General features: G+C 54.1%; 20 protein-coding genes, 1 pseudogene and 1 other annotated feature. Of the genes and pseudogenes, 3 read left to right on the forward strand and 18 right to left on the reverse strand.

Going from position 1 to position 18,121, the window contains the following annotated elements:
- Positions 1-84: 84 nt before the first annotated feature.
- The 13 genes and pseudogenes from SERAS12_RS04025 to SERAS12_RS04085 form a co-directional block, all read right to left on the reverse strand.
- Positions 85-633 carry a tail fiber assembly protein gene (locus SERAS12_RS04025; protein WP_013811558.1) on the reverse strand — a complete coding sequence of 183 codons (549 nt, stop codon included), beginning with the start codon at positions 631-633 and terminating at the stop codon, positions 85-87.
- Positions 630-2,369, reverse strand: coding sequence for a phage tail protein (locus SERAS12_RS04030; RefSeq protein ID WP_013811559.1), 1,740 nt, complete (start codon positions 2,367-2,369; stop codon positions 630-632). Before SERAS12_RS04030 ends, SERAS12_RS04025 begins: the two co-directional genes overlap by 4 nt.
- Before the next feature lie 2,768 nt (positions 2,370-5,137).
- Positions 5,138-5,659, reverse strand: a pseudogene (locus SERAS12_RS26740) (phage tail protein I); the annotation flags it as partial.
- Positions 5,652-6,560: a baseplate assembly protein gene (locus tag SERAS12_RS04040; RefSeq protein WP_013811561.1), complete on the reverse strand. Its 909-nt coding sequence runs from the start codon at positions 6,558-6,560 to the stop codon at positions 5,652-5,654. The pseudogene SERAS12_RS26740 and the gene SERAS12_RS04040, both read right to left, overlap by 8 nt.
- 4 nt (positions 6,561-6,564) lie before the next feature.
- Positions 6,565-6,915: a GPW/gp25 family protein gene (locus SERAS12_RS04045; RefSeq protein ID WP_013811562.1), complete on the reverse strand. Its 351-nt coding sequence runs from the start codon at positions 6,913-6,915 to the stop codon at positions 6,565-6,567.
- A complete protein-coding gene (locus tag SERAS12_RS04050; RefSeq protein WP_013811563.1) occupies positions 6,912-7,547 on the reverse strand; it encodes a phage baseplate assembly protein V in 636 nt (211 codons plus the stop codon). Before SERAS12_RS04050 ends, SERAS12_RS04045 begins: the two co-directional genes overlap by 4 nt.
- Before the next feature lie 88 nt (positions 7,548-7,635).
- Positions 7,636-8,100 (reverse strand): phage tail protein, encoded by a 465-nt coding sequence (locus SERAS12_RS04055; protein WP_013811564.1) that lies wholly within the window; start codon positions 8,098-8,100, stop codon positions 7,636-7,638.
- Positions 8,101-8,169: 69 nt separating this feature from the next.
- Complete coding sequence (locus SERAS12_RS04060) at positions 8,170-8,682, reverse strand: lysozyme (RefSeq protein WP_013811565.1); 513 nt, start codon at positions 8,680-8,682, stop codon at positions 8,170-8,172.
- Complete coding sequence (locus SERAS12_RS04065; RefSeq protein ID WP_006323707.1) at positions 8,666-8,884, reverse strand: HP1 family phage holin; 219 nt, start codon at positions 8,882-8,884, stop codon at positions 8,666-8,668. The genes SERAS12_RS04060 and SERAS12_RS04065 overlap by 17 nt, the downstream gene beginning before the upstream one ends.
- 3 nt (positions 8,885-8,887) lie before the next feature.
- Positions 8,888-9,091 carry a tail protein X gene (locus tag SERAS12_RS04070; protein ID WP_041415897.1) on the reverse strand — a complete coding sequence of 68 codons (204 nt, stop codon included), beginning with the start codon at positions 9,089-9,091 and terminating at the stop codon, positions 8,888-8,890.
- A gap of 205 nt (positions 9,092-9,296) precedes the next feature.
- Positions 9,297-9,482 (reverse strand): hypothetical protein, encoded by a 186-nt coding sequence (locus tag SERAS12_RS04075; RefSeq protein ID WP_041415898.1) that lies wholly within the window; start codon positions 9,480-9,482, stop codon positions 9,297-9,299.
- Positions 9,483-9,825: 343 nt separating this feature from the next.
- Complete coding sequence (locus SERAS12_RS04080) at positions 9,826-10,047, reverse strand: TraR/DksA C4-type zinc finger protein (protein ID WP_013811568.1); 222 nt, start codon at positions 10,045-10,047, stop codon at positions 9,826-9,828.
- A 75-nt stretch (positions 10,048-10,122) separates the two neighbouring features.
- Positions 10,123-10,431 carry a hypothetical protein gene (locus tag SERAS12_RS04085; protein WP_013811569.1) on the reverse strand — a complete coding sequence of 103 codons (309 nt, stop codon included), beginning with the start codon at positions 10,429-10,431 and terminating at the stop codon, positions 10,123-10,125.
- 229 nt (positions 10,432-10,660) lie between these two features.
- Here SERAS12_RS04085 and SERAS12_RS04090 point away from each other — a divergent pair, with 229 nt between their 5' ends.
- A complete protein-coding gene (locus tag SERAS12_RS04090; RefSeq protein ID WP_013811570.1) occupies positions 10,661-11,557 on the forward strand; it encodes a phage repressor protein CI in 897 nt (298 codons plus the stop codon).
- A 46-nt stretch (positions 11,558-11,603) separates the two neighbouring features.
- On the opposite strand, the gene SERAS12_RS04095 is transcribed toward SERAS12_RS04090, so the two are convergent.
- Positions 11,604-12,368: a YdiY family protein gene (locus SERAS12_RS04095; RefSeq protein WP_006323713.1), complete on the reverse strand. Its 765-nt coding sequence runs from the start codon at positions 12,366-12,368 to the stop codon at positions 11,604-11,606.
- 564 nt (positions 12,369-12,932) lie between these two features.
- Between SERAS12_RS04095 and SERAS12_RS04100 the strand changes: the two genes are divergently transcribed.
- Together SERAS12_RS04100 and tyrA are read left to right on the forward strand one after the other, a co-directional pair.
- Entirely contained in the window at positions 12,933-14,006 is a 1,074-nt protein-coding gene (locus SERAS12_RS04100; protein WP_006323715.1) for a 3-deoxy-7-phosphoheptulonate synthase, read from the forward strand.
- Between the two features lie 6 nt (positions 14,007-14,012).
- Positions 14,013-15,134, forward strand: a complete 1,122-nt coding sequence (gene tyrA, locus SERAS12_RS04105; protein WP_013811571.1) for a bifunctional chorismate mutase/prephenate dehydrogenase — start codon at positions 14,013-14,015, stop codon at positions 15,132-15,134.
- 40 nt (positions 15,135-15,174) lie between these two features.
- Here tyrA and pheA read toward each other — a convergent pair whose 3' ends face one another.
- The 4 genes from pheA to bamD form a co-directional block, all read right to left on the reverse strand.
- Positions 15,175-16,332: a bifunctional chorismate mutase/prephenate dehydratase gene (pheA, locus tag SERAS12_RS04110; protein WP_013811572.1), complete on the reverse strand. Its 1,158-nt coding sequence runs from the start codon at positions 16,330-16,332 to the stop codon at positions 15,175-15,177.
- A 41-nt stretch (positions 16,333-16,373) separates the two neighbouring features.
- Positions 16,374-16,499: a sequence feature (Phe leader region), on the reverse strand.
- Positions 16,451-16,498 (reverse strand): hypothetical protein, encoded by a 48-nt coding sequence (locus tag SERAS12_RS26525; protein ID WP_197062210.1) that lies wholly within the window; start codon positions 16,496-16,498, stop codon positions 16,451-16,453. It overlaps the preceding feature by 48 nt.
- Positions 16,500-16,622: 123 nt before the next feature.
- Positions 16,623-16,964, reverse strand: a complete 342-nt coding sequence (gene raiA / locus SERAS12_RS04115) for a ribosome-associated translation inhibitor RaiA (RefSeq protein ID WP_013811573.1) — start codon at positions 16,962-16,964, stop codon at positions 16,623-16,625.
- Positions 16,965-17,276: 312 nt separating this feature from the next.
- Positions 17,277-18,008, reverse strand: coding sequence for an outer membrane protein assembly factor BamD (bamD, locus tag SERAS12_RS04120; RefSeq protein WP_006323718.1), 732 nt, complete (start codon positions 18,006-18,008; stop codon positions 17,277-17,279).
- Positions 18,009-18,121 lie beyond the last annotated feature (113 nt).

Consider the following 18,121-nt stretch of genomic DNA (forward strand, 5'->3'; position numbering starts at 1 on the left):
ACGTCATTGGGTATGTATGGGATCTGGTACAACAGCAGGAAAAATAAAGATAAAAAAAACGCCCCGAGCGGGGCGTTGAGTGGGTTACTGCGGCGACTGCGGCCAATCAATATCGGGGGCGGTGCCAGGATCTAGCCGGCTAAGCAGCACTCGATAGAGCATCCAGGCTTTCAACCGTTCTTGCTCGTCAGGAGTGGCAATATTGAGATCAACCGCATCCTTAAGGGGGGCTATTTCTTTTGCTGCCTGATTTAGCAAAATATCCTTATCTCTCTGAGCCTGGGTTTTTAATTGTTCGACAGTATAAGTACGCGGTACTATTTTTGCCCCATTAAATTGCCAGTCTAGGCCCTGGATTGGGAGTGGAAATAGATCAGGAATATCATCGACTGAAACCTCAGCGACATAGGCGTTAACTGGCCATAAACTCGATGCGTCATAACTGGCGCTATATATGACTCCGCTTTTATCAAAAACCACCTTCAGTGTTTTTTCATTAAAGCGACGCTGTACGTCATACCATTCATTCCCATCGTTGTCTTTAATGAATAATATGTTTGAATTTTCCGCCAGAGCTGCCTCTGGTGTGTCTTTCTCAGGGTTATAAGTAGAGAATGGGCCGAAATTTTTCATACGTAAGCCACCGTGTACCAGTTATTGTTAATGTATTTTTGCAACATTCGATAATACATATACCCAACGTCATTTCCTTCATTGCCATTACCGCCGGTAATTACCGCACCTGAGGGAGCCTCAGTCATGTTGCCATCAGTAATAATCGTTCCTCGACTAGCCAGACGGATGTCACGGACATAGTTTCGATCCAGATAATTGTTTAAATAACCTCCCCAAATGCTGCCATTAAGATTACCGTCTGTCTGTAAAATAGCACCTGAAGCGAAGATTGCACCATTAGCGCGAAATTCCCCATTGTTGCGGAAAGTGAACCAACCATCAGCACCACCATTAGCAACGTGAATACCGAATTCGTGATAATTTCCGAATTTTTCATAATGGTAAATATCGGTGAAAAGGTTTCCCTGGCCTTGTAGTCGAAGGCCATTTGTTTGCCGGTTACCGTCAGCGAGAGTTATATTTCCAGCTTTGGTGATAAAATCGCCACTATAGAAATTAGAGGTGCCGTTAATGTTAACTTTTCCACCGATCCAAATATCACCCGTCGCACTCAGTTTTCCGTTTACATAATATTCTGAACCATGGAAGGATAATACCCCTTTATTATCGTTAACTAATCTGGTGTCAAAGTCTCCATTGTTATTATTATAGTGAAAATCTATGTACGGAGTAGAACCGTAAAGTTCTACACTAGCCTTGGCCGTAAGTCCCCCGGTAATAGTGGTTGATCCATTTACCGACAGCGAGGGAGTAGTCAGCCCCGATTTGGTTTCAATGGCGCCATTAACCGTTAGACCGCCGCTAATGGTATCGCCGCTTTGTTTAACAAACTTGCCGTCGGCCTCGCCTTTGCTGTAGGCGCCGACATCCGCTGCCGTGGGTTTATTGCCGGTGTGATAAAATGTATAAGGTTTTCCGGCGACCAGCGTTTGTGGGTTGGTTTGCGAGACGATAATGGAGGGGGCACTACTACCACCTAGTAATACGGCATTAGGGTAGGTTTGGTTCCCAAGCATGACCATATTATTTTGCACACCGGCAGCATCCAGGCCGTAGATACCCGTTTTATAACTCATTCTTACCAAGCCGGTTATATCACCACCACTCAGTGGCAGGCGCTTTTTGACTTCGTCATTCACCGCCTTCACCGCCTTTGGTGTTGCCGCCAGGGATTCGCTGTTGCTGTTGCTGTCATTGCTTAATTGGATAAAGCCTTTGGCCAGCAGAGTGGCATCCGGATGATTGCGTGAGCGGGCATGCTCGGCGATTGCCGCATCCAGCGTGTCGCGGGAAACCAGCACGGCAGTTTTGTCCGCCACAATCATCGCGCTGGCGTCACCTTTGACCAGCAGCACCATGCGCACTACCTGGGTGCGACCAGCGCCTTCGGCCAGCAGGGGTTTGTAGGTATCTGGGGTATTGGCGATCGCCACCAGCACGCCGTTTTTATCGTACAGCCCCAATTCGCGGATCCACCAGCCGCCAGCGTCTTCCGGGATCACCAGCTCGGCGATCACCTGATTATTACTGTTGGCATCAACCTGCAGCGAGTTCAGCGCGGCACGACGTTTTTCGCCCACCAGTTCGGTCTGGCTTTCACTGGGAATGGTGGCTGAACCGCCGCCGTCACCCACTGCCATTTGAGTGATTTCCAGCTTCTGGCCGGTTGCTGCGGCGTTAGCCAGCAGTGCTTTGCCCTGATCGGTGAGCAGGGCGCGGTATTTTGCTGTCATAGTGTTGCTCTCTTCTGTTCGTCGACCAGATAGTTAAGGCCGCTCTTGTACATCACATACAGGCTCAATCCGCGCAGGATTTCACCCGACCAAAAACCGAAGAACATCCCATTGTCGGTACCGGGGCGCGGTGCCGGCGACCATGCGCCATCCATCACGTCGCCAGTGGTCAGATAGTTCTTCTGTAACTCTGTTACGCATTGCTCAATAAAGTGATCTGTGCCGCTGACCGAGCAACCGGCCATTTTTGCCATTACTGCGCCGGCCAACCACAGGCCGCACATATGGCCGGTGAAGTCGTGTTGGTCGGGTTGCGGAACGCCGGTCATCGGGAAATCGGTCGGCGTGATGCCACCGGAATCCTGGGTAAAACCGATCAGCCAGCGCAGCCAGTTTTCGACATAATCAACCAGTTTGGCCGGCGGCGTTTTACCCGCCAGTTGCAGTTCACACCAGGCGCGGGCCGCACCAAAGAAAGCGCGTGGCTGATAGCCGGCCCATGCAGTACCCTTGCCCCAGTGGTACATGGTCCAGCTGTCCGCACTGCCGTAGCTCAGGTTATCCCAGCGATTCCAGATATAAGCTGAAGCACCGGGACCTAATACGCCGAACTGTTGCTGATACCACTGCTGCGATTGCCACAGGAACTCGACCATATTGTTGAGCATCACGTCGTCGGGGTCGGCGTCGGCATGGACGAAAATAAAGGGATACTGGTAGCCCGGATAAGGCATGCCGTGCCAGCCGTCAAACTGTTGGCTGTCGGCCTGGTAGATATTGGAAAACGGAATCACCCCAGGCGTACAGAACAGGCTGTCCTGACGATGATCCAGCATGGTGCAATCCCCCAGCAGGGCGGTATAAGGGTTTTCCGCTTGCAACGTGATGCGGTACTTGATGGTGTAACCGTCATCGGCGTTAAAGGTGGGTGGAATATCGTTCAATACGTAATAGCTGAAATTGGCGTCCACCACGTTGCCATCCTGCAGGATGGTGATCTGTTCAACGCTGCTGACGTTGGGGCGAGTGGGTTTTGCATCGCCATCTTGATGATCCGGTTGGTAGCCGCTCAGCACCGCTGCATCCGGGGAAAAAGTTGCCAACATCCACTTGCCGTCGGTGGCAGGCAGCATCCAGTACCAGCGCCATTTGTCGTCATCTTCCAGGCGCAGGTTAAAGTCGGCGTCGGCGCGGTAAACCAATTGAGTGACAGGGAAGCGCTCTTGGGCAGTCAGCCAGGCGCCAATGACCATGCCGGCATCATCATTGGGGAAGCGGGCGTTGATCACCATTGCGCTGCGGCTATCGTAAACCTGTTCTTCAAACAGACTGCCGATCACACAACCACCGTAATCGGTCACCGCGCGCTGGTCGGCCAGGAGAAAATCGCTGCCGTCTTCGCGGGTCAGCGCCGCCAGACTGCTGAGTGCGATATCGTAAGTTTTCACCTGTGCAAGGGTGGATTGCGGCAAGCCTATTCCCCATTCGGTGGCCTGCGTCGCCTCTTTTTCCGGTGCAATGGACAGCTGCAGCTTGCAGGAAATAGGCTGATTCAGGTCATCAACACCACCGAAAGTCGTGCGAACTTTTGACTGTTTACCAACGCGGAACCACACAGATTGCTGTTCCAGTGACTGCTGTGACGCAACTTCTTTGCGCAGGGTGATCATGCCATCGGCATTGCGTGCATAGCTGACGGGTGCATCGGCAGGGTATGACCAGTCATAGGAGATGCCGTCGGTGAATGGCGTATTGGCATGCAGACTCTGGCGGAAGAATTTATCCTGCGCATCAATGTCGGTGTATTCCATGGCGGTGAACTCAACGCTTTTCCAGGCTTTGAAATAGCGTTGTTCGCCGGTGATTTTGTAAAGCAGATAGCAGGCGTCAGCGAACCACAGCTCGGCGTCTGCCGCATTGCCCATGGCGTCGTGCGGTACCGGGACGTGCAGCGGACGATTATGCTGGATCTGATTGCGCTCAATCATTACGCCGCCGTGTTCGACCGGCTGGCGATTGGCAAAGTTCAGCTTATGGCTGCCGTCGAGCGTGGCGTCTTCCAATTGCACGGTACCGAACTGAGCTACGGGCAAGCCTTTGGCGAGAATGTCGCCGTCGGCATTAATCTGATACCCCTGCCAGTTGATGATCCACGCCACGTCATAGCGTTTGCCATCGCTGCTCCAGTCAACGTTGCCGGTGGCGTCAGTCGTATGCACCTTCGCATTGATGGCGTCCCATGCCAGTGTGCCGTCAAAGGCGAAGGTGGCGATATCCAGATATTCTCCCCAGTAAGGCGCGCCATGCGGGATCTGGGTTTTGCCTTTGTTGAAGCTCATCGACACGCCTTTGAAACCGCTATGCGTCGGATCCTTGCTGTCTACCGGCCAGTTAGCCGGTATGGGTTCCTTGGCATTGACAATCCAGTTAGCCACCCAACGCCGGGGCTTGTCCGGGATGGGGGAACCGTCGTAAAAATGCGTCACGTAGGCGTCGAAACAGGCGATGGCCAGATCCAGATACTTCTGTTGTTTGGTCGCCAGATAGGCATGGGCATAACCGAGGATCTGCAGCGACTGCCCTTCGGTGGTGGCGTCGTTGGGCAATCCCGCCATGCGGGAAAGTTCTCGTTCATGGCGGGAGTCGGCCAGAACATGTTCTTCATTGAGAACAAAATGCTGCTTGGTCGAATCCAGCGTGGTGCCGGTATTGCGCTGTAAAAACTGGTAATGGCCTTCCAGCATCAGCCGGGCAAATTCAACGTAGTCTGGATACACGGTGGTGATCTCTGCGTCATAATTGCCGGCGGCTACCTCAATGTTGCCGGACGCTTCGAGATTTAGCGCAAGGCTGGTCAGGTGGCGGCTGACTGGCTTGGCGTCGGCGATCATCCGCTCCATTTCCAGGTACATTTCTTCGGTAATGCCGCTCTCCAGCACGCCGATATCCAGCGAGAAAGTGCCAGGCTCACCGTTGGTTTCCCACCATTCGCGCAGTTTAATCAGGTAACCCAGCGGTTCCACCACGCGGCGAATAGCGCCGATGGTGCCTTTATGACGGTGTACGAAGAAAGCAGAGGAGACGACGCTGCGCTTGGCTTCTTCCGTCCAGTCTTCGTCCCAGTGATCCACCGAAAACGCCCAGGCCAAATAGGGCAGCAGGGCGATCGGGCAGGTGGCCGGATCCCACAACTCGCGCAGTGGCACCTGCATTGTGGCCAACTCAGCGCAGGCGGCCGCTGCGGCGACTTCCAGCGCTGATGAGCCAACCGGCAAAAGACGGTTATTCATCTGAACCCCCTACGGTCAGTTGATAGTCGGAGCAATATGACGCCTGGGTTTTATCCAAGACGATGTCGGCAGGAGGGTTTTTCAGCTCCACCCTCTGAACCCCTTCGGCGTGCAGGGCGGCGTAAATCGCCGACAGACGGATATCACGGCCCAGGCGGTGTTGGGTGCTGATGTAGTTTTTCAGCTTGGCTTCGGCGGCGCGCCGGATCGGTTCTGCTTCCGGACCGGGATAGAGGTATAACGTGGCCTCGATACTGTAATTGACGATGGTGGCGGAGCGAACGCTGACGCGGTCCGCCACGGGACGCACATCTTCGTCATTCAAGGCTTTATCGACGATGGCTATCAGCTCGGCGCTGGCGGTGCCATTCCCTTCGCGCGACAGTACTGAGATCAGCACGTTAGCCGGGCTTGGGCTGGTAGCGGATACGTCGGCCACCCGGCCATCGGCGGAGCGGCCGTGGTACTCGTAGGAGCCGCTGGAACCGGCGACGCTCAGTCCTTCAAATGCCTGCTGGATGCGCACACGGAAATCGCTATCGGACTCCATAATCGCAGGGGTCGGCGGGATGACCGTATCGTCAGGCTGCTGCACCACCAGGCGCTGAACCTGGAAGTTGGCGCCAAGCTGATCGAGATCGCGGCCGCCGGCGTAGCCGAGCATCACCGCCTGCGCGGCTTCATTGACGCGCTGGCGAAGGAGCAGTTCGCGATAGGCGTTTTCTTGCAGCAGTTTGACGATCGGTTCCGATTCCAGCGTCAGCGTGCGTGCAATCGCTTCGCGCTGCTCTTGTGGGTAGAGGGAAATCAGCGTGGCCTTGCGATCGGCCAGCAGCGATTCGTAGTCGAGAGAGTCCACCACCGTCGGGGCGGGTAATAAGCTCAGGTCAATGGTTGCCATGGTATCAGCTCACTGAAACAGAAAGAGAAAAGGTATCCGGCGTATCCGTGCGATTGCCGGTGATGTCGACCACCATTTTTCCGTCAAAGGTGGTGTTAAAGGTGATGCCGCTCAGTTGAATGCGTGGTTCCCACTGCAGCAGTGCGCTGTAACAGGCGGCCATAATCTGCAGCCGCAGCACGTCGTTTTGCGGTTGATCCAGCAGTTCGGACAGCAGAGATCCGTAGCTGCGGCGCATGGTGCGTGAGCCAATCGGGGTGATCAGAATGTCGCTCACCGACTGGCGAATGTGTTCGAGGTCGGTGACCGTACGGCCCGAGCCTCGGTTCATGCCGAGATATTTCGCGTTGTTCATGCTGGTTTGTCCGTTTGGCCTCCGCCGTTCTGCACACCGCCGTGGGTGTGGGTATGCACTACAATGCCGTTGGAGCTGATGCTGCCGCCGGAGTGGTTGAGATCGCCGGTCATCGAGCCGCCTTGACGGATGGAGATGGTTCCGGCGGTTAATAACTGGGTGCATTCCACCTCGGGAGCATCCAGCGTAATTTTGCTCGTTGCGCGGCAGGTGATGGCCGGCGCGGTGACGTTCACCTGTTCAGTGGCATCAATCGTGGCGCTTTTGATACCGATAGCCTTCAGTGATCCCTCAGCCGGTTCGTACTCGATCACCGCGCCGTCGGGAAAGGTGATGTGCGCCGCTTGCGCTGAAGCCGACGGTGCCGGGTTGGCATCGGAAAAAATGCCGGGCAGCACGAAAGCGGTATCGAGTTCGCCGCCCATTGACAGCACCAGCACCTGTTCGCCAACGCTGGGCGCCCACCAGGTACGGGCACCGCCGGCGCGGCCGGACAGCCAGTTAAGCCAGTCAGTGAGGTTGCCACCGGTGGCGACGCGGCAGCGCCCACGGTCGAGATCGACCTCGCTGACGGTGCCAATGCGTATCAGGTTGCGCACCAGGCGCTGAATATCGACGTTGTCTGTGTTCATCTCTCAAGAATGCCGTTGGGTGAGGGGGGCGACAACGCTGCGGCGTTTAGCTGACGCCAGCACAACCGAAGCCGCTCCTCGGGTGAATTTATGGCTGCTGAAAGTGGCTGATCAGCTCACCGTGCAGGTAAACCCGGGTGAATCGCATGACGTTCTCCGGCTCAGGCGGTTCCGCCTGCGGTGTGATATGCAGTGCGCCGTCGCGTTGTTCAACCAGGACGCGTTCTGTCAGCTGTAGCTGTAGATCGAGTTGACCGGCTGAGGTGACGTCGTGCTGGAATGCAAAGCCGTTTTTACGTTTTTCGGGATTGGCGAGGAGGTCCGGTTGGTGGCTGCGCAGCCAGGCCAGCACAGTGACCATCACCAGATCGTTATTGGCTGTCGGTTCGTTCAACGACAGGTTGAGCTGGTATTGGTATTCGAACGACAGCGAAGGACCCAGCGTAGAAACCACGCGGCCGTCATCGAGGCTGAGGCGTAGCCTGTCGGGGAACGCCTGCAGAGCAGGTAGAGCGTTGACCAGCGCTGTGCGCAACTGCTCGGGTTTTAACATGATATGTCTCCTGGCAGGTGGGGCCTGCTTGGGGGGGTGAATAGAAGAAAGCAATGCCAGAAGCTGCCGTCATGAACGGCTTCCCTGCAGGCATAATGCTCGTTCGGCGTTGCGGCGGCGTTCCAGCCCTTTGCTTTTGACGCCGTTGACATAAACCCAGCGCGGCAATTGATCGCAGGCTGCCTGCCATTGCCGGCGTTTAATAAAGGTGGCCAGGGTGGAATTACAGGCGGCATTGACACCGACGTTAAAGGCAAAGGCGCTGACTGCGTCATAAACCTGCTGCGGCATCGCTACATTGATGCAGCGAGCTATGCCGCGTTCGACGTTGCGGACATCGTCGAGCAGATTGGCGGCCGCCTGACGTTCGCTGATGGGGGCACCCGGTTTCACGCCGGCGGTATGGCCGATGCCGCTGGTCCAGACGCCTGCGCTGCACTGATAGGGGGCGAGCTGGCAGCCTTCAAAATCGGCGATCAGGCGCAATCCTTGTTCGGAGGTTTGCAGGGTATCGAATTGCGGCAGTAAGGCGGCGATCGCCAGAATAACGGCCACGCTGCAGCGTTTAGCGAGTGAGTTCATCGTAGACTCCGGGTTTCAGGCCGTTTTTTTTTAATGACTCCAACAGCTGATAGCTTTTGCGCCGGTAGTACCAATTCACCGCGAAGGTGCCGACACCGACCGCTGCGCCGACCAGAATGGCGATATCCTGTGCAGAATGTCGTCCGAGCCAGGCCAGGCAGGCTGCCACTATGTAGGCGAAGGTTGATGTGAATTTTTCCATCGCTTAGTCCCAGAGTTTGACGGTTTCGCGTTGCGCCGCCGCCGGCAGGTCCGGTAGCTCGATCGGGTGACCGTGCGGCAGCAGCGGGCCAACGTCGGCCAAGCCGATATTGGCGAGATAGACCTGCTCTACCAGACGTTGTGTACGGCCGTAATAGCGCCAGCAAATCGCGTCAATGGTGTCGCCCTGTTGTGCATAAATTTTCATCATTACCATCCTGCGATGTGAGTGGGTGAGAGGGGGCTGCCCCCCGAATGCTCACCAGTTTCCCGCGCGTGGCAAGAGCCGGCAATGCAATGGCGTTGTGGATGAGGTGGCACAACTAAAGCGAAAAATACGCGCGACAGAAACGAAAACACCCGCTGGCTGCGGGTGTTGGAAATAGGGGGGTTAGGCGTATTAAGGCGTTGGCCTAGCGAGGGTCCTGCCTGTCGGCCGGGTAAAATATTTCTTGATAATCGTTGTCTGGCAGTACTTGGCCGGCGAGATCCGAGATCAGTGACATGGCGATCAGCAACTCGTTGGAGCTGCATTGAGCAGCCTGTGAAACATCGGCGATGAACTGGATTCGGGACAGTGTTACTTGTTGTTTATCCATGACATTCACTGTTTTTACCCTCTATTAAGTATACTGTTTATTTATACAGTATTAAGCAAAACGCTAAAGGCGTCAATGGTCAGACTTATCATTTGTGCAGTAAAAATATGCCCAGTCATTGATTAGCAGAAATTGTACGAGAGGGGCGTTGAAGGCGATGCTCCCCTTCTGAGCGGGACTTCCCGTTGCAGAATGCGTGTCCATAACCGGCGTGCGAAAGCGAGTACCCCATAGCGCCAGTGGGTTCAGTCGCTGCCGGTGGCGTTCGGTGGACTGCGCCCGCAAATATAGGGTGGCGCGGGGTGATCCTGTACCGGCGGCGCAAGGAAGGAGAGCAGGGCTTTTAGCGCCGAATAAAATGACGTTGTTGGGCTTCTGCGATTTCCTGACAGGTCACGCAGCGGCTTACCCCGGGAATGGCGATGCGTCGTGTTGTCGGGATTGCGGCTTCGCATTCAATGCAAAACCGTGCCGAGGTCTGTGTTATTGCCGGTCTGGCGTGCGCGATTTGCTTCTCGAGCATCAACGCTTGGCGCTCTTGCGCCATATCAATGGTGTCAGCCAAGGTATGTTCTCCTGACAAGGGGCGAATTGGGGCCGAGCGGCATCCGGCGGATTGCACGCCTGGAATGACCAACGGTTATTTTTCCTGAGTTAGCTGGCAGTCTTCTTCGCTGATATAGCGCGGTAGCGACTTACCCAGCGCAATAAATTCATTGAGCGCAGCAACAATTTTCTGTCGCTGGGGATAGCTCATTTCGTGGAACAACGGCAGCAACGAGTGGCTTTCGGTCAATCCGGCGTGAAAACACAACGTGTGGCGTAAATGCAGCGGCGCCGTGTTGTAGATCTCCTCGGCCTGATTGGTCTGTTGGGCAAACAGCGTACGGCGGATTTCTGCAATGTGCCGCAGGCCGATAGCCCGTTGCTCTTCAGTGGCCAGCAGCATGACAACCTCCTTTGCATGCGCATTGACGTTTTACTTGCAAAAGCAAGGTCAGATTCTTTTCGGGCATCTGCAATACAGAGTATCGAACCCGATACCTATGGACATGCTATTGGCATGATGCGGTGTTTGCATTTTCGTCAATCATGTCGCATCATCTTAACTAAAGTGACATGAAAATCGTTTGTCAGGCGATCTGATGCTACTTTAGATCGCAAAATGCGACTTGTAAATGCAAATTTTGATTTTAATCGGTGATGATATGCGTGAAGAGACTGTGAGTGATAATGCCTCTGTGGGCGCAGTGATTGAAAGGCTCCTTTCATCTTATGGCGTTGGTACGCAAAAAGAGCTGAGCGAAATCCTCGGGATAGCCCCAAATAACATCAGCAGCTGGCAACAGCGCGGCAGCGTGCCCGGCTATGTGATCATCAGCTGTGCATTAGCCACTGGTGCAGATTTGGCTTGGTTAATGAACGGTGAACTTGCAAAAACAAAAAACATCCACAAGCCAGTACAGCCTGCGCAGGGTAAAGCGCTTTATGATCGGGTGCTTGCTTCGGGTGGGAAGAGCGTGCTTCGTCGTATTCTCGATGCTTATGGCTTCAGTCTGCAAAAAGAATTGGGGGATCTGCTGGGGATTTCTTCGGGCACGATGAGCACCTGGGTGCGCCGTAACTATTTCCCTGGGGATATCGTGGTGACCTGCGCTCTGGATACCGGCGTGTCTTTGTTATGGCTGGCGACCGGCCAGGGAGAGATGTGGGCCGACAACGGGGCTGAAACCGCGCCTGCAGGAGGGCGAACCTTACCCAAGTATCGATTGATCGCCGGGCAGTTGAAAGACGCGGGCGAATGGGTGGCGGACAGTTCGTTGATCCCGGCCAGTGTAGCGCAGCCGGCCTATATCGACGGCGGGCGGTTATCCTGGCTGGTGGATTTGTCGGTGACGCACATTGCCAATGGCCGTTGGCTGATCGACATCGACGGCAACCTGGACGTCTATGATATCGCGCGTCTGCCGGGCAATCAGGTGCAGGTGAGTGGAGGTCATACGGATTTTCAATGTTCTCCCGATGCACTGAAAGCGCTGGGCATAGTCTGGTTGACGCTGAGCCCGCAAGCATAAAAAAAGCCCATCAATGATGGGCTTGATCGAGTGAGGCTTGGAAGGATTACAGGCCGTAAACCAGCGAGACCGAGGTGGTGGTGTCGGTATTTTTCGGCGCAGACGCCGGTGGTTTACTGTTGTAAGTCACGGTGTAAGCCAAGCGCAGCGAGAACTTGTCGTTGATCGCAACGCTTAATGCGGTTTCGGAGTTCAGCGTGGTTTCTTCGTTAGCCAGTGCCGAAACGCCTTCAGAGAACTTGGTGGTGTCGGTCAGCTGGTACGAATAGTTGGCTGCGCCGTAGGCCAGCGCTTTCGTTGAACGGCCACCGCCATGATATTCATCGTGACGCACGCCCGGACCAAATTCTACCCGTAAGTCGCTGAGAGGCCCATTGAGCAATTGACGACCGTAACCGCCGGTTGCAGTAGAGCGAGAATCGTAACCGTTAAAACGATCGCTCAGCCAGCTTGCCTGACCGAACAGATAGTTGCGATCGGACAGGTTATAACGGGTACGGCCCCCGGCCTGATACTTTTCCGATGAGCGCACGTTGGAAGACGTGGTGTTGTTGGCCGCTCCCCACAGGCTGTAGGCAGCATCGCTGTTAAACCAGGTCATGCTGGTATTGGCCAACAGGGTCGAACTTTGCGAGTTGCCTGACTGGGAGTTGTATCCGGCCTGGACATTACCTTCAAACGGTTTTTTAGCGGTGGCCGGGTCGTCCATCGCAGTGAAAAGCGTATTGTCGGCAAAGGCTGAAACGCTGGTGAAGGCAGTCAAACAGCTAATGAATAGCGGAATAGCGCGACGAGCGCGTAAAGAGAGCATTTTGGATCCAGTTGTTAAGAGTGATTATAGGTGATAACGGTCACATTATAACGATTCGGCATTGCGACAAAAATAGCCGTGATTAGCTTAAGTTTTAAATTTTCCATCCTCACTTATTCACTTTTCTTCTACTTAATTAACCCCTCCCGCTGGCATATCATGCTAAGTGTCCTTAAGGTCTGATGGGTTTTTAGACGAGATTGTCGCCGGTGGGCAACAAAACCGGCTGTCATAGCCCGCTGAGACTCTGTTCCTGCCTGTCATGCGCTGTAATGTTTTTTGTACACTAATGTTTACGTTTATCATCTGGGGTGTTCAAAGCAATAGGCCGTAAATCAGAACCGGAAAAGGTGATTAAATTTATTTTTATTGATTTAAAATCAATGCTATGTATATTTTTTCCTGCTATTGATATCCTGAGTTTATGGGGATGTGTTGGGGTGGTAATTTTTTATTTACGGATTTCGGATTGAAAACTTTACAGTTCATGGTAGGGTAAGGCTCTGAAACGCTCAACGTTCTCACTACGCTTACGCATAACGGCAAAACGACAGGAATAGCATCATGCAAAAAGACGCGCTCAATAACGTACATATCAGTGCAGAACAAATTCTGATCACACCGGAAGAACTGAAGAACCAGTTCCCGCTTAGCGCCAGCGATGAAAATGAAATCGCCACTGCGCGCAAAACCATCGCCGATATTCTGCAGGGGCGCGATCACCGCTTGCTGGTGGTGTGCGGGCCTTGTTCTATCCACGATCCGGATGCGGCACTGGATTACGCCCGTCATTTGAAAACCCTGTCGGCTGAATTGAGCGATCAGCTGTATATCGTTATGCGTGTCTATTTTGAGAAACCGCGGACCACGGTCGGCTGGAAGGGCCTGATTAACGACCCGTACATGGATGGTTCGTTTGACGTTGAGGCAGGTTTGCACATCGCGCGTCGCCTGTTGCTTGACCTGGTCGGGATGGGGTTGCCGTTGGCGACCGAGGCGTTGGATCCGAACAGCCCGCAATACCTGGGCGATTTGTTCAGTTGGTCAGCGATTGGTGCCCGTACTACTGAATCTCAAACTCACCGTGAGATGGCTTCAGGGTTGTCAATGCCGGTAGGTTTCAAAAACGGTACCGATGGCAGCCTGGGTACGGCAATTAACGCCATGCGCGCAGCGGCAATGCCGCACCGGTTTGTCGGTATTAATCAGGCGGGTCAGGTGTGTCTGTTGCAAACTCAGGGTAATCCGGATGGCCACGTGATCCTGCGCGGAGGCAAGACGCCAAACTACAGCGCCGAGCACGTTGCGGCTTGCGAAAAACAGATGCAGGATGCGGGACTCCACCCATCCTTGATGATAGATTGCAGCCATGGCAACTCGAATAAAGACTATCGCCGTCAGCCGGCGGTTGCCGAGTCCGTGGTTGAGCAGATCAAAGCGGGTAACCGTTCGATCACCGGCATTATGCTGGAAAGTCACCTGCACGAAGGCAGCCAGTCTTCTGAGCAACCACGTGCAGATATGCGCTACGGTGTTTCTGTTACTGACGCCTGCATTAACTGGGAGAGTACAGAGACGCTGCTGCGCCATATGCACCAGGAACTCGGCGCTGCGCTGACGGCACGCACTGGAGAGTAGTAAGTTATGGTGGCTGAACTGACCGCGTTGCGCGATCAAATCGACGAAGTGGATAAAGCGCTGCTGGAGCTGCTGGCGAAACGCCTGCAGCTGGTGGCGGAAGTGGGCGAGGTTAAAAGCCACCACGGTTTACCGGTGTACGTTCCCGAGCGTGAGGCGGCGATGCTGGCCTCGCGCCGTAAAGAAGCGGAAAACCTTGGCGTGCCGCCGGATCTGATCGAGGACGTACTGCGCCGCGTGATGCGCGAGTCTTACGTCAGCGAGAATGACAAAGGTTTTAAAACCTTGTGTCCGCAGTTGCGCCCGATTGTGATTATCGGCGGTAACGGTCAAATGGGGCGGTTGTTCAATCGTCTGCTGACGCTGTCCGGCTACCAGGTCAAGGTGCTGGATCAGGAAGATTGGCCGCAGGCCGACGCATTGTTGGCGGATGCCGGCATGGTGATCGTCAGCGTGCCTATTCACGTGACCGAACAGGTGATTGAGCGGCTGCCGCCGTTGCCGGCGGATTGTATTCTTGTCGATCTGGCTTCGGTAAAAAATCGTCCTCTGAATGCCATGCTTGCGGCACATGGTGGCCCGGTGGTGGGGCTGCACCCGATGTTCGGGCCGGATGTAGGCAGCGTGGCCAAGCAGGTTGTGGTGTATTGCGATGGTCGCCAACCGGAAGCCTATCAGTGGTTGCTGGAACAGTTGCAGGTGTGGGGCGCTCGTTTACACCGCATCAGCGCAGTTGAGCACGATCAGAATATGGCGTTTATCCAGGCGCTACGCCATTTCGCGACTTTTGCCTATGGGCTGCATCTGGCGGAAGAGAACGTTCAATTGGAACAACTGCTGGCGCTGTCTTCGCCAATCTACCGGCTGGAACTGGCGATGGTCGGGCGGCTGTTTGCTCAGGACCCGCAGTTGTATGCGGATATCATCATGTCGTCGGAAGAGAACATCGCGCTGATTAAACGCTACTACCAGCGTTTTGGCGAGGCGATAAAGCTACTGGAACACGGAGATAAGCAGGCGTTTATCCAGAGCTTCCAGAAGGTGGAGGACTGGTTTGGCGATTACGCCCAACGCTTCCTGGTGGAAAGCCGTTCGCTGTTGCGGCAGGCGAATGACAGTCGGCAATAAGTTATCAGGGTTCGGCTAGCCGAACCCTTTTTTATTTCATTCAGGACGGATTGACCGGTACCACGCTGTCGCTGGGATAGCAGCCCAGCACCTTCAGCGAACGGGTGATCGGCGTCAGATCTTTCAAGGCTTTTTGCATCGCTTCAGAACGCAGGTTCGCCTGCACATCGATATAAAACATCTCTTCCCATGGATTGCCGTTAATTGGACGGGACTCCAGTTTGGTCATGATGATGCCGTTGTCACGCAGCACCAGCAACGCTTCAACCAGCGCGCCTGACTGCTGGCCGGTGGCCATAATCAGCGTGGTTTTGGCCGGTACTTGTTCCGACACCTCGATAGCCTTGCGCGCCAACACGATGAAGCGGGTAATGTTCTGCTGCTGGTTTGCCAGGTTGTGTTCCAGTACCTGCAGGCCATACAGTGCGCCGCCAGCCTCGCTGCCCAATGCCGCAGCTTTCGGGGAGTTTAGCTTGGCGACTTTTTCCATTGCTGCCGCGGTGCTTTCGCAGTACTCGATTTTCCAGTGCGGGTAGCGGTTAATAAACTGACTGCATTGTTGGAACGGTTGCGGGTGGCTGTACACGGTTTCGATCTGATTCAGGTCGGTGTCGCCGGCTACCAGAACACAGTGATTGATAGGATTGGTCAGTTCGCCCACGATCGACAGGCTGGTGTGCTGCAGCAGATCGTAGACGTCGTTGATCGAGCCGGAACTGGTATTTTCAATCGGCAGGATGGCGTAATCCGCCTGACCGGTTTCGACCTGAGTGAAAATGTCCTGGAATTTATGGCAACCGCACTCAATCAGTTGGTCGAAGTGGCGAGCGGCGTATTGGCGCGCTGCCAGGTGCGAATAAGATCCTTTCGGCCCGAGGAAGGCAATGCGGGCCGAATGTTGGCTGATTTGATTAAGCTGATGCTGCAACAGCGCTTGCTGGGTCAATACCGAGTCTTCGATAATCAGCTGGAACAGGCGGGTAACGTAAAAACCGTCGAGATCGTAGGGTTTGGCGGCGGCGATTAACGCATCGAGCAGGTCTCGTTCGCGTTCTTTATCACGGATGGGACGATGGGAATGCAACTTGGTTTTTCCGACCTCGACCGCCAGCTCACGGCGCTCTGCCAGCAGGGCCAGCAGTTTGAGATCCAGTGCGCTGATGCGTTCGCGCAGCACGAGTAACGGGTTGTCAGTCATAATCAGCTTCTGCCTTGTATTTTTATACGTCGTAAATAGCCATAAAAAAAGCCCCCTGTTTCAGGAGGCTTTGCTGTTCGTCTTCGCATTCTTTATCACACGACGAAACGCCTCCCAATCAGGGGAAGGTAAAAAAGAATGCGAAGAAAAACGGTTTACGGGTCATGCGTTATCCAAAATCGGCGTGAGACAGGTTTTAAAGTAACCGCAGGCTTTTATCTCTGTCAATAAAAACCCCAGACAAAAAACGCGCCCTCGGGCGCGTTTGAAGTGAAACAGCCGCTAAACGGTTATTCCTGTTCCGGCTCAACTTCCGGAACGATGTCTTTCACACTGGTGGCGGCGCGGCGTGCTTCGCCTTTGTGCTGCACCTTATTCAACTGACGCTCCAGCTTGGCGATCAGATCGTTAACGGCGGTGTACATGTCTTCATGTTTTGCGCTGGCGACCAGCGGGCCGTTAGGGGTGGTAATGGTGGCATCTGCTACAAACCCTTTAGGTTCTTTGGATAAAACAATATGCGGGTTAATCAGCTGGGCCTGCCATTTTTCCAGTTTGGTGAGACGGTCTTCGACGTGACTGCGGATTGCGGGAGTGATATCCATTTGTTTGCTGGTAATGTTCAATGTCATATAACTTACCTCTCTGTCTTTCCGTCTTGGATGACCCCAGCATACCGCGCTTTTTGCTTAAATGCGTGATGAAAATCACGTTTTTTTGTCACTTTTTGCAAAGTTAGTTCAATCTGTGATTCAGCATTTGAATCGGTCATCTAACGCTTGAGTCTTGCGAACAGAACGCGCATTATTGAAAGGATAAGCGGTTGTGCAATCTTGCTAATGCCGTGTTTTTGCTTGTGTATTTTTCCAATCATGACCAAATCCGCAGCAAATAAAAACGGCAGCCGAAGCTGCCGTTTTGCTTTTCTGCCATCGCTAATCCGCTTATGACGGATTGGCGGCAATCACTTTGGCCACTTTGTCGGCCTGGCCGCTCAATTGCAGCTGTTTGTAAGCGTTTTCCATCAGAGGTAAGGCGTCGCGCGTTGCCTGGGTATCCGGGTATTCACGCAACATCTGATCGGCACGATTAACGACCGCGACGTAAGCACCGCGTTTAGTGTAGTATTCCACCACCGAAAGCTCATATTTGGCCAGGCGGTCTTTCAGATACACCAGACGCTTGTTGGCATCGGTTACATACTGGCTGGTCGGGTATTGCTGAATCAGCTGGCTGAAATCGCGAAAAGCAGCGCGAGCATGCTGTGGATCGCGGTCTGAACGATCGACCCCGAAGAAGCCTTGCAACGCACTGTCATCCAGCGCCATATCGGTCAGACCACGCATGTACATCACGTAGTCGATGTTCGGGTGCGTTGGGTTCAAACGCATGAAACGATCGATAGACGCCTGAGCCAGCGGTAAATCGGCAGATTTATAATAGGCATAAATCAGGTCCAACTGAACCTGCTGTGAGTACGGTCCGAAAGGATAGCGGTTATCTAACGCTTCGAGTTGCGTAATCGCGCCCTTAAAGTTACCGTCCTGCAGTTTTTGCTGGGCAGTAGCATAGATTTCCGAAGGTGGGTTGTCGGGAACCGCATCCTTGGATGTGGAGCAACCTGCCAGCGCCAGGCTCAACGTGGCTGCCGCCACCAGATATTTCATACGCGTCATGACGTTTTGATTATCCTCAGGGTGTTATTCCGGGAGACTGTCCGTTAAGCTCCCGACAAAGACCAGGTACAATAGCACATTATATTAAACGGCATCGCCGTGAAAACCCAACG

Origin of the sequence: Serratia sp. AS12, assembly GCF_000214195.1 — a bacterium.
GTDB lineage: Bacteria > Pseudomonadota > Gammaproteobacteria > Enterobacterales > Enterobacteriaceae > Serratia > Serratia plymuthica.

What these genes read in the sequence shown, in the direction of transcription:
- SERAS12_RS04060 (WP_013811565.1), bottom strand. Translation starts at nt 8,682, where the DNA reads ATGAACTCACTCGCTAAACGCTGCAGCGTGGCCGTTATTCTGGCGATC.
- SERAS12_RS04075 (WP_041415898.1), bottom strand. Translation starts at nt 9,482, where the DNA reads ATGGATAAACAACAAGTAACACTGTCCCGAATCCAGTTCATCGCCGAT.
- SERAS12_RS04085 (WP_013811569.1), bottom strand. Translation starts at nt 10,431, where the DNA reads ATGCTGCTGGCCACTGAAGAGCAACGGGCTATCGGCCTGCGGCACATT.
- SERAS12_RS04055 (WP_013811564.1), bottom strand. Translation starts at nt 8,100, where the DNA reads ATGTTAAAACCCGAGCAGTTGCGCACAGCGCTGGTCAACGCTCTACCT.
- SERAS12_RS04025 (WP_013811558.1), bottom strand. Translation starts at nt 633, where the DNA reads ATGAAAAATTTCGGCCCATTCTCTACTTATAACCCTGAGAAAGACACA.
- SERAS12_RS04070 (WP_041415897.1), bottom strand. Translation starts at nt 9,091, where the DNA reads ATGAAAATTTATGCACAACAGGGCGACACCATTGACGCGATTTGCTGG.
- pheA (WP_013811572.1), bottom strand. Translation starts at nt 16,332, where the DNA reads ATGACTGACAACCCGTTACTCGTGCTGCGCGAACGCATCAGCGCACTG.
- SERAS12_RS04030 (WP_013811559.1), bottom strand. Translation starts at nt 2,369, where the DNA reads ATGACAGCAAAATACCGCGCCCTGCTCACCGATCAGGGCAAAGCACTG.
- SERAS12_RS04045 (WP_013811562.1), bottom strand. Translation starts at nt 6,915, where the DNA reads ATGAACAACGCGAAATATCTCGGCATGAACCGAGGCTCGGGCCGTACG.
- SERAS12_RS04050 (WP_013811563.1), bottom strand. Translation starts at nt 7,547, where the DNA reads ATGAACACAGACAACGTCGATATTCAGCGCCTGGTGCGCAACCTGATA.
- SERAS12_RS04040 (WP_013811561.1), bottom strand. Translation starts at nt 6,560, where the DNA reads ATGGCAACCATTGACCTGAGCTTATTACCCGCCCCGACGGTGGTGGAC.
- SERAS12_RS04100 (WP_006323715.1), top strand. Translation starts at nt 12,933, where the DNA reads ATGCAAAAAGACGCGCTCAATAACGTACATATCAGTGCAGAACAAATT.
- bamD (WP_006323718.1), bottom strand. Translation starts at nt 18,008, where the DNA reads ATGACGCGTATGAAATATCTGGTGGCGGCAGCCACGTTGAGCCTGGCG.
- SERAS12_RS04065 (WP_006323707.1), bottom strand. Translation starts at nt 8,884, where the DNA reads ATGGAAAAATTCACATCAACCTTCGCCTACATAGTGGCAGCCTGCCTG.
- raiA (WP_013811573.1), bottom strand. Translation starts at nt 16,964, where the DNA reads ATGACATTGAACATTACCAGCAAACAAATGGATATCACTCCCGCAATC.
- tyrA (WP_013811571.1), top strand. Translation starts at nt 14,013, where the DNA reads ATGGTGGCTGAACTGACCGCGTTGCGCGATCAAATCGACGAAGTGGAT.
- SERAS12_RS04090 (WP_013811570.1), top strand. Translation starts at nt 10,661, where the DNA reads ATGCAAATTTTGATTTTAATCGGTGATGATATGCGTGAAGAGACTGTG.
- SERAS12_RS04095 (WP_006323713.1), bottom strand. Translation starts at nt 12,368, where the DNA reads ATGCTCTCTTTACGCGCTCGTCGCGCTATTCCGCTATTCATTAGCTGT.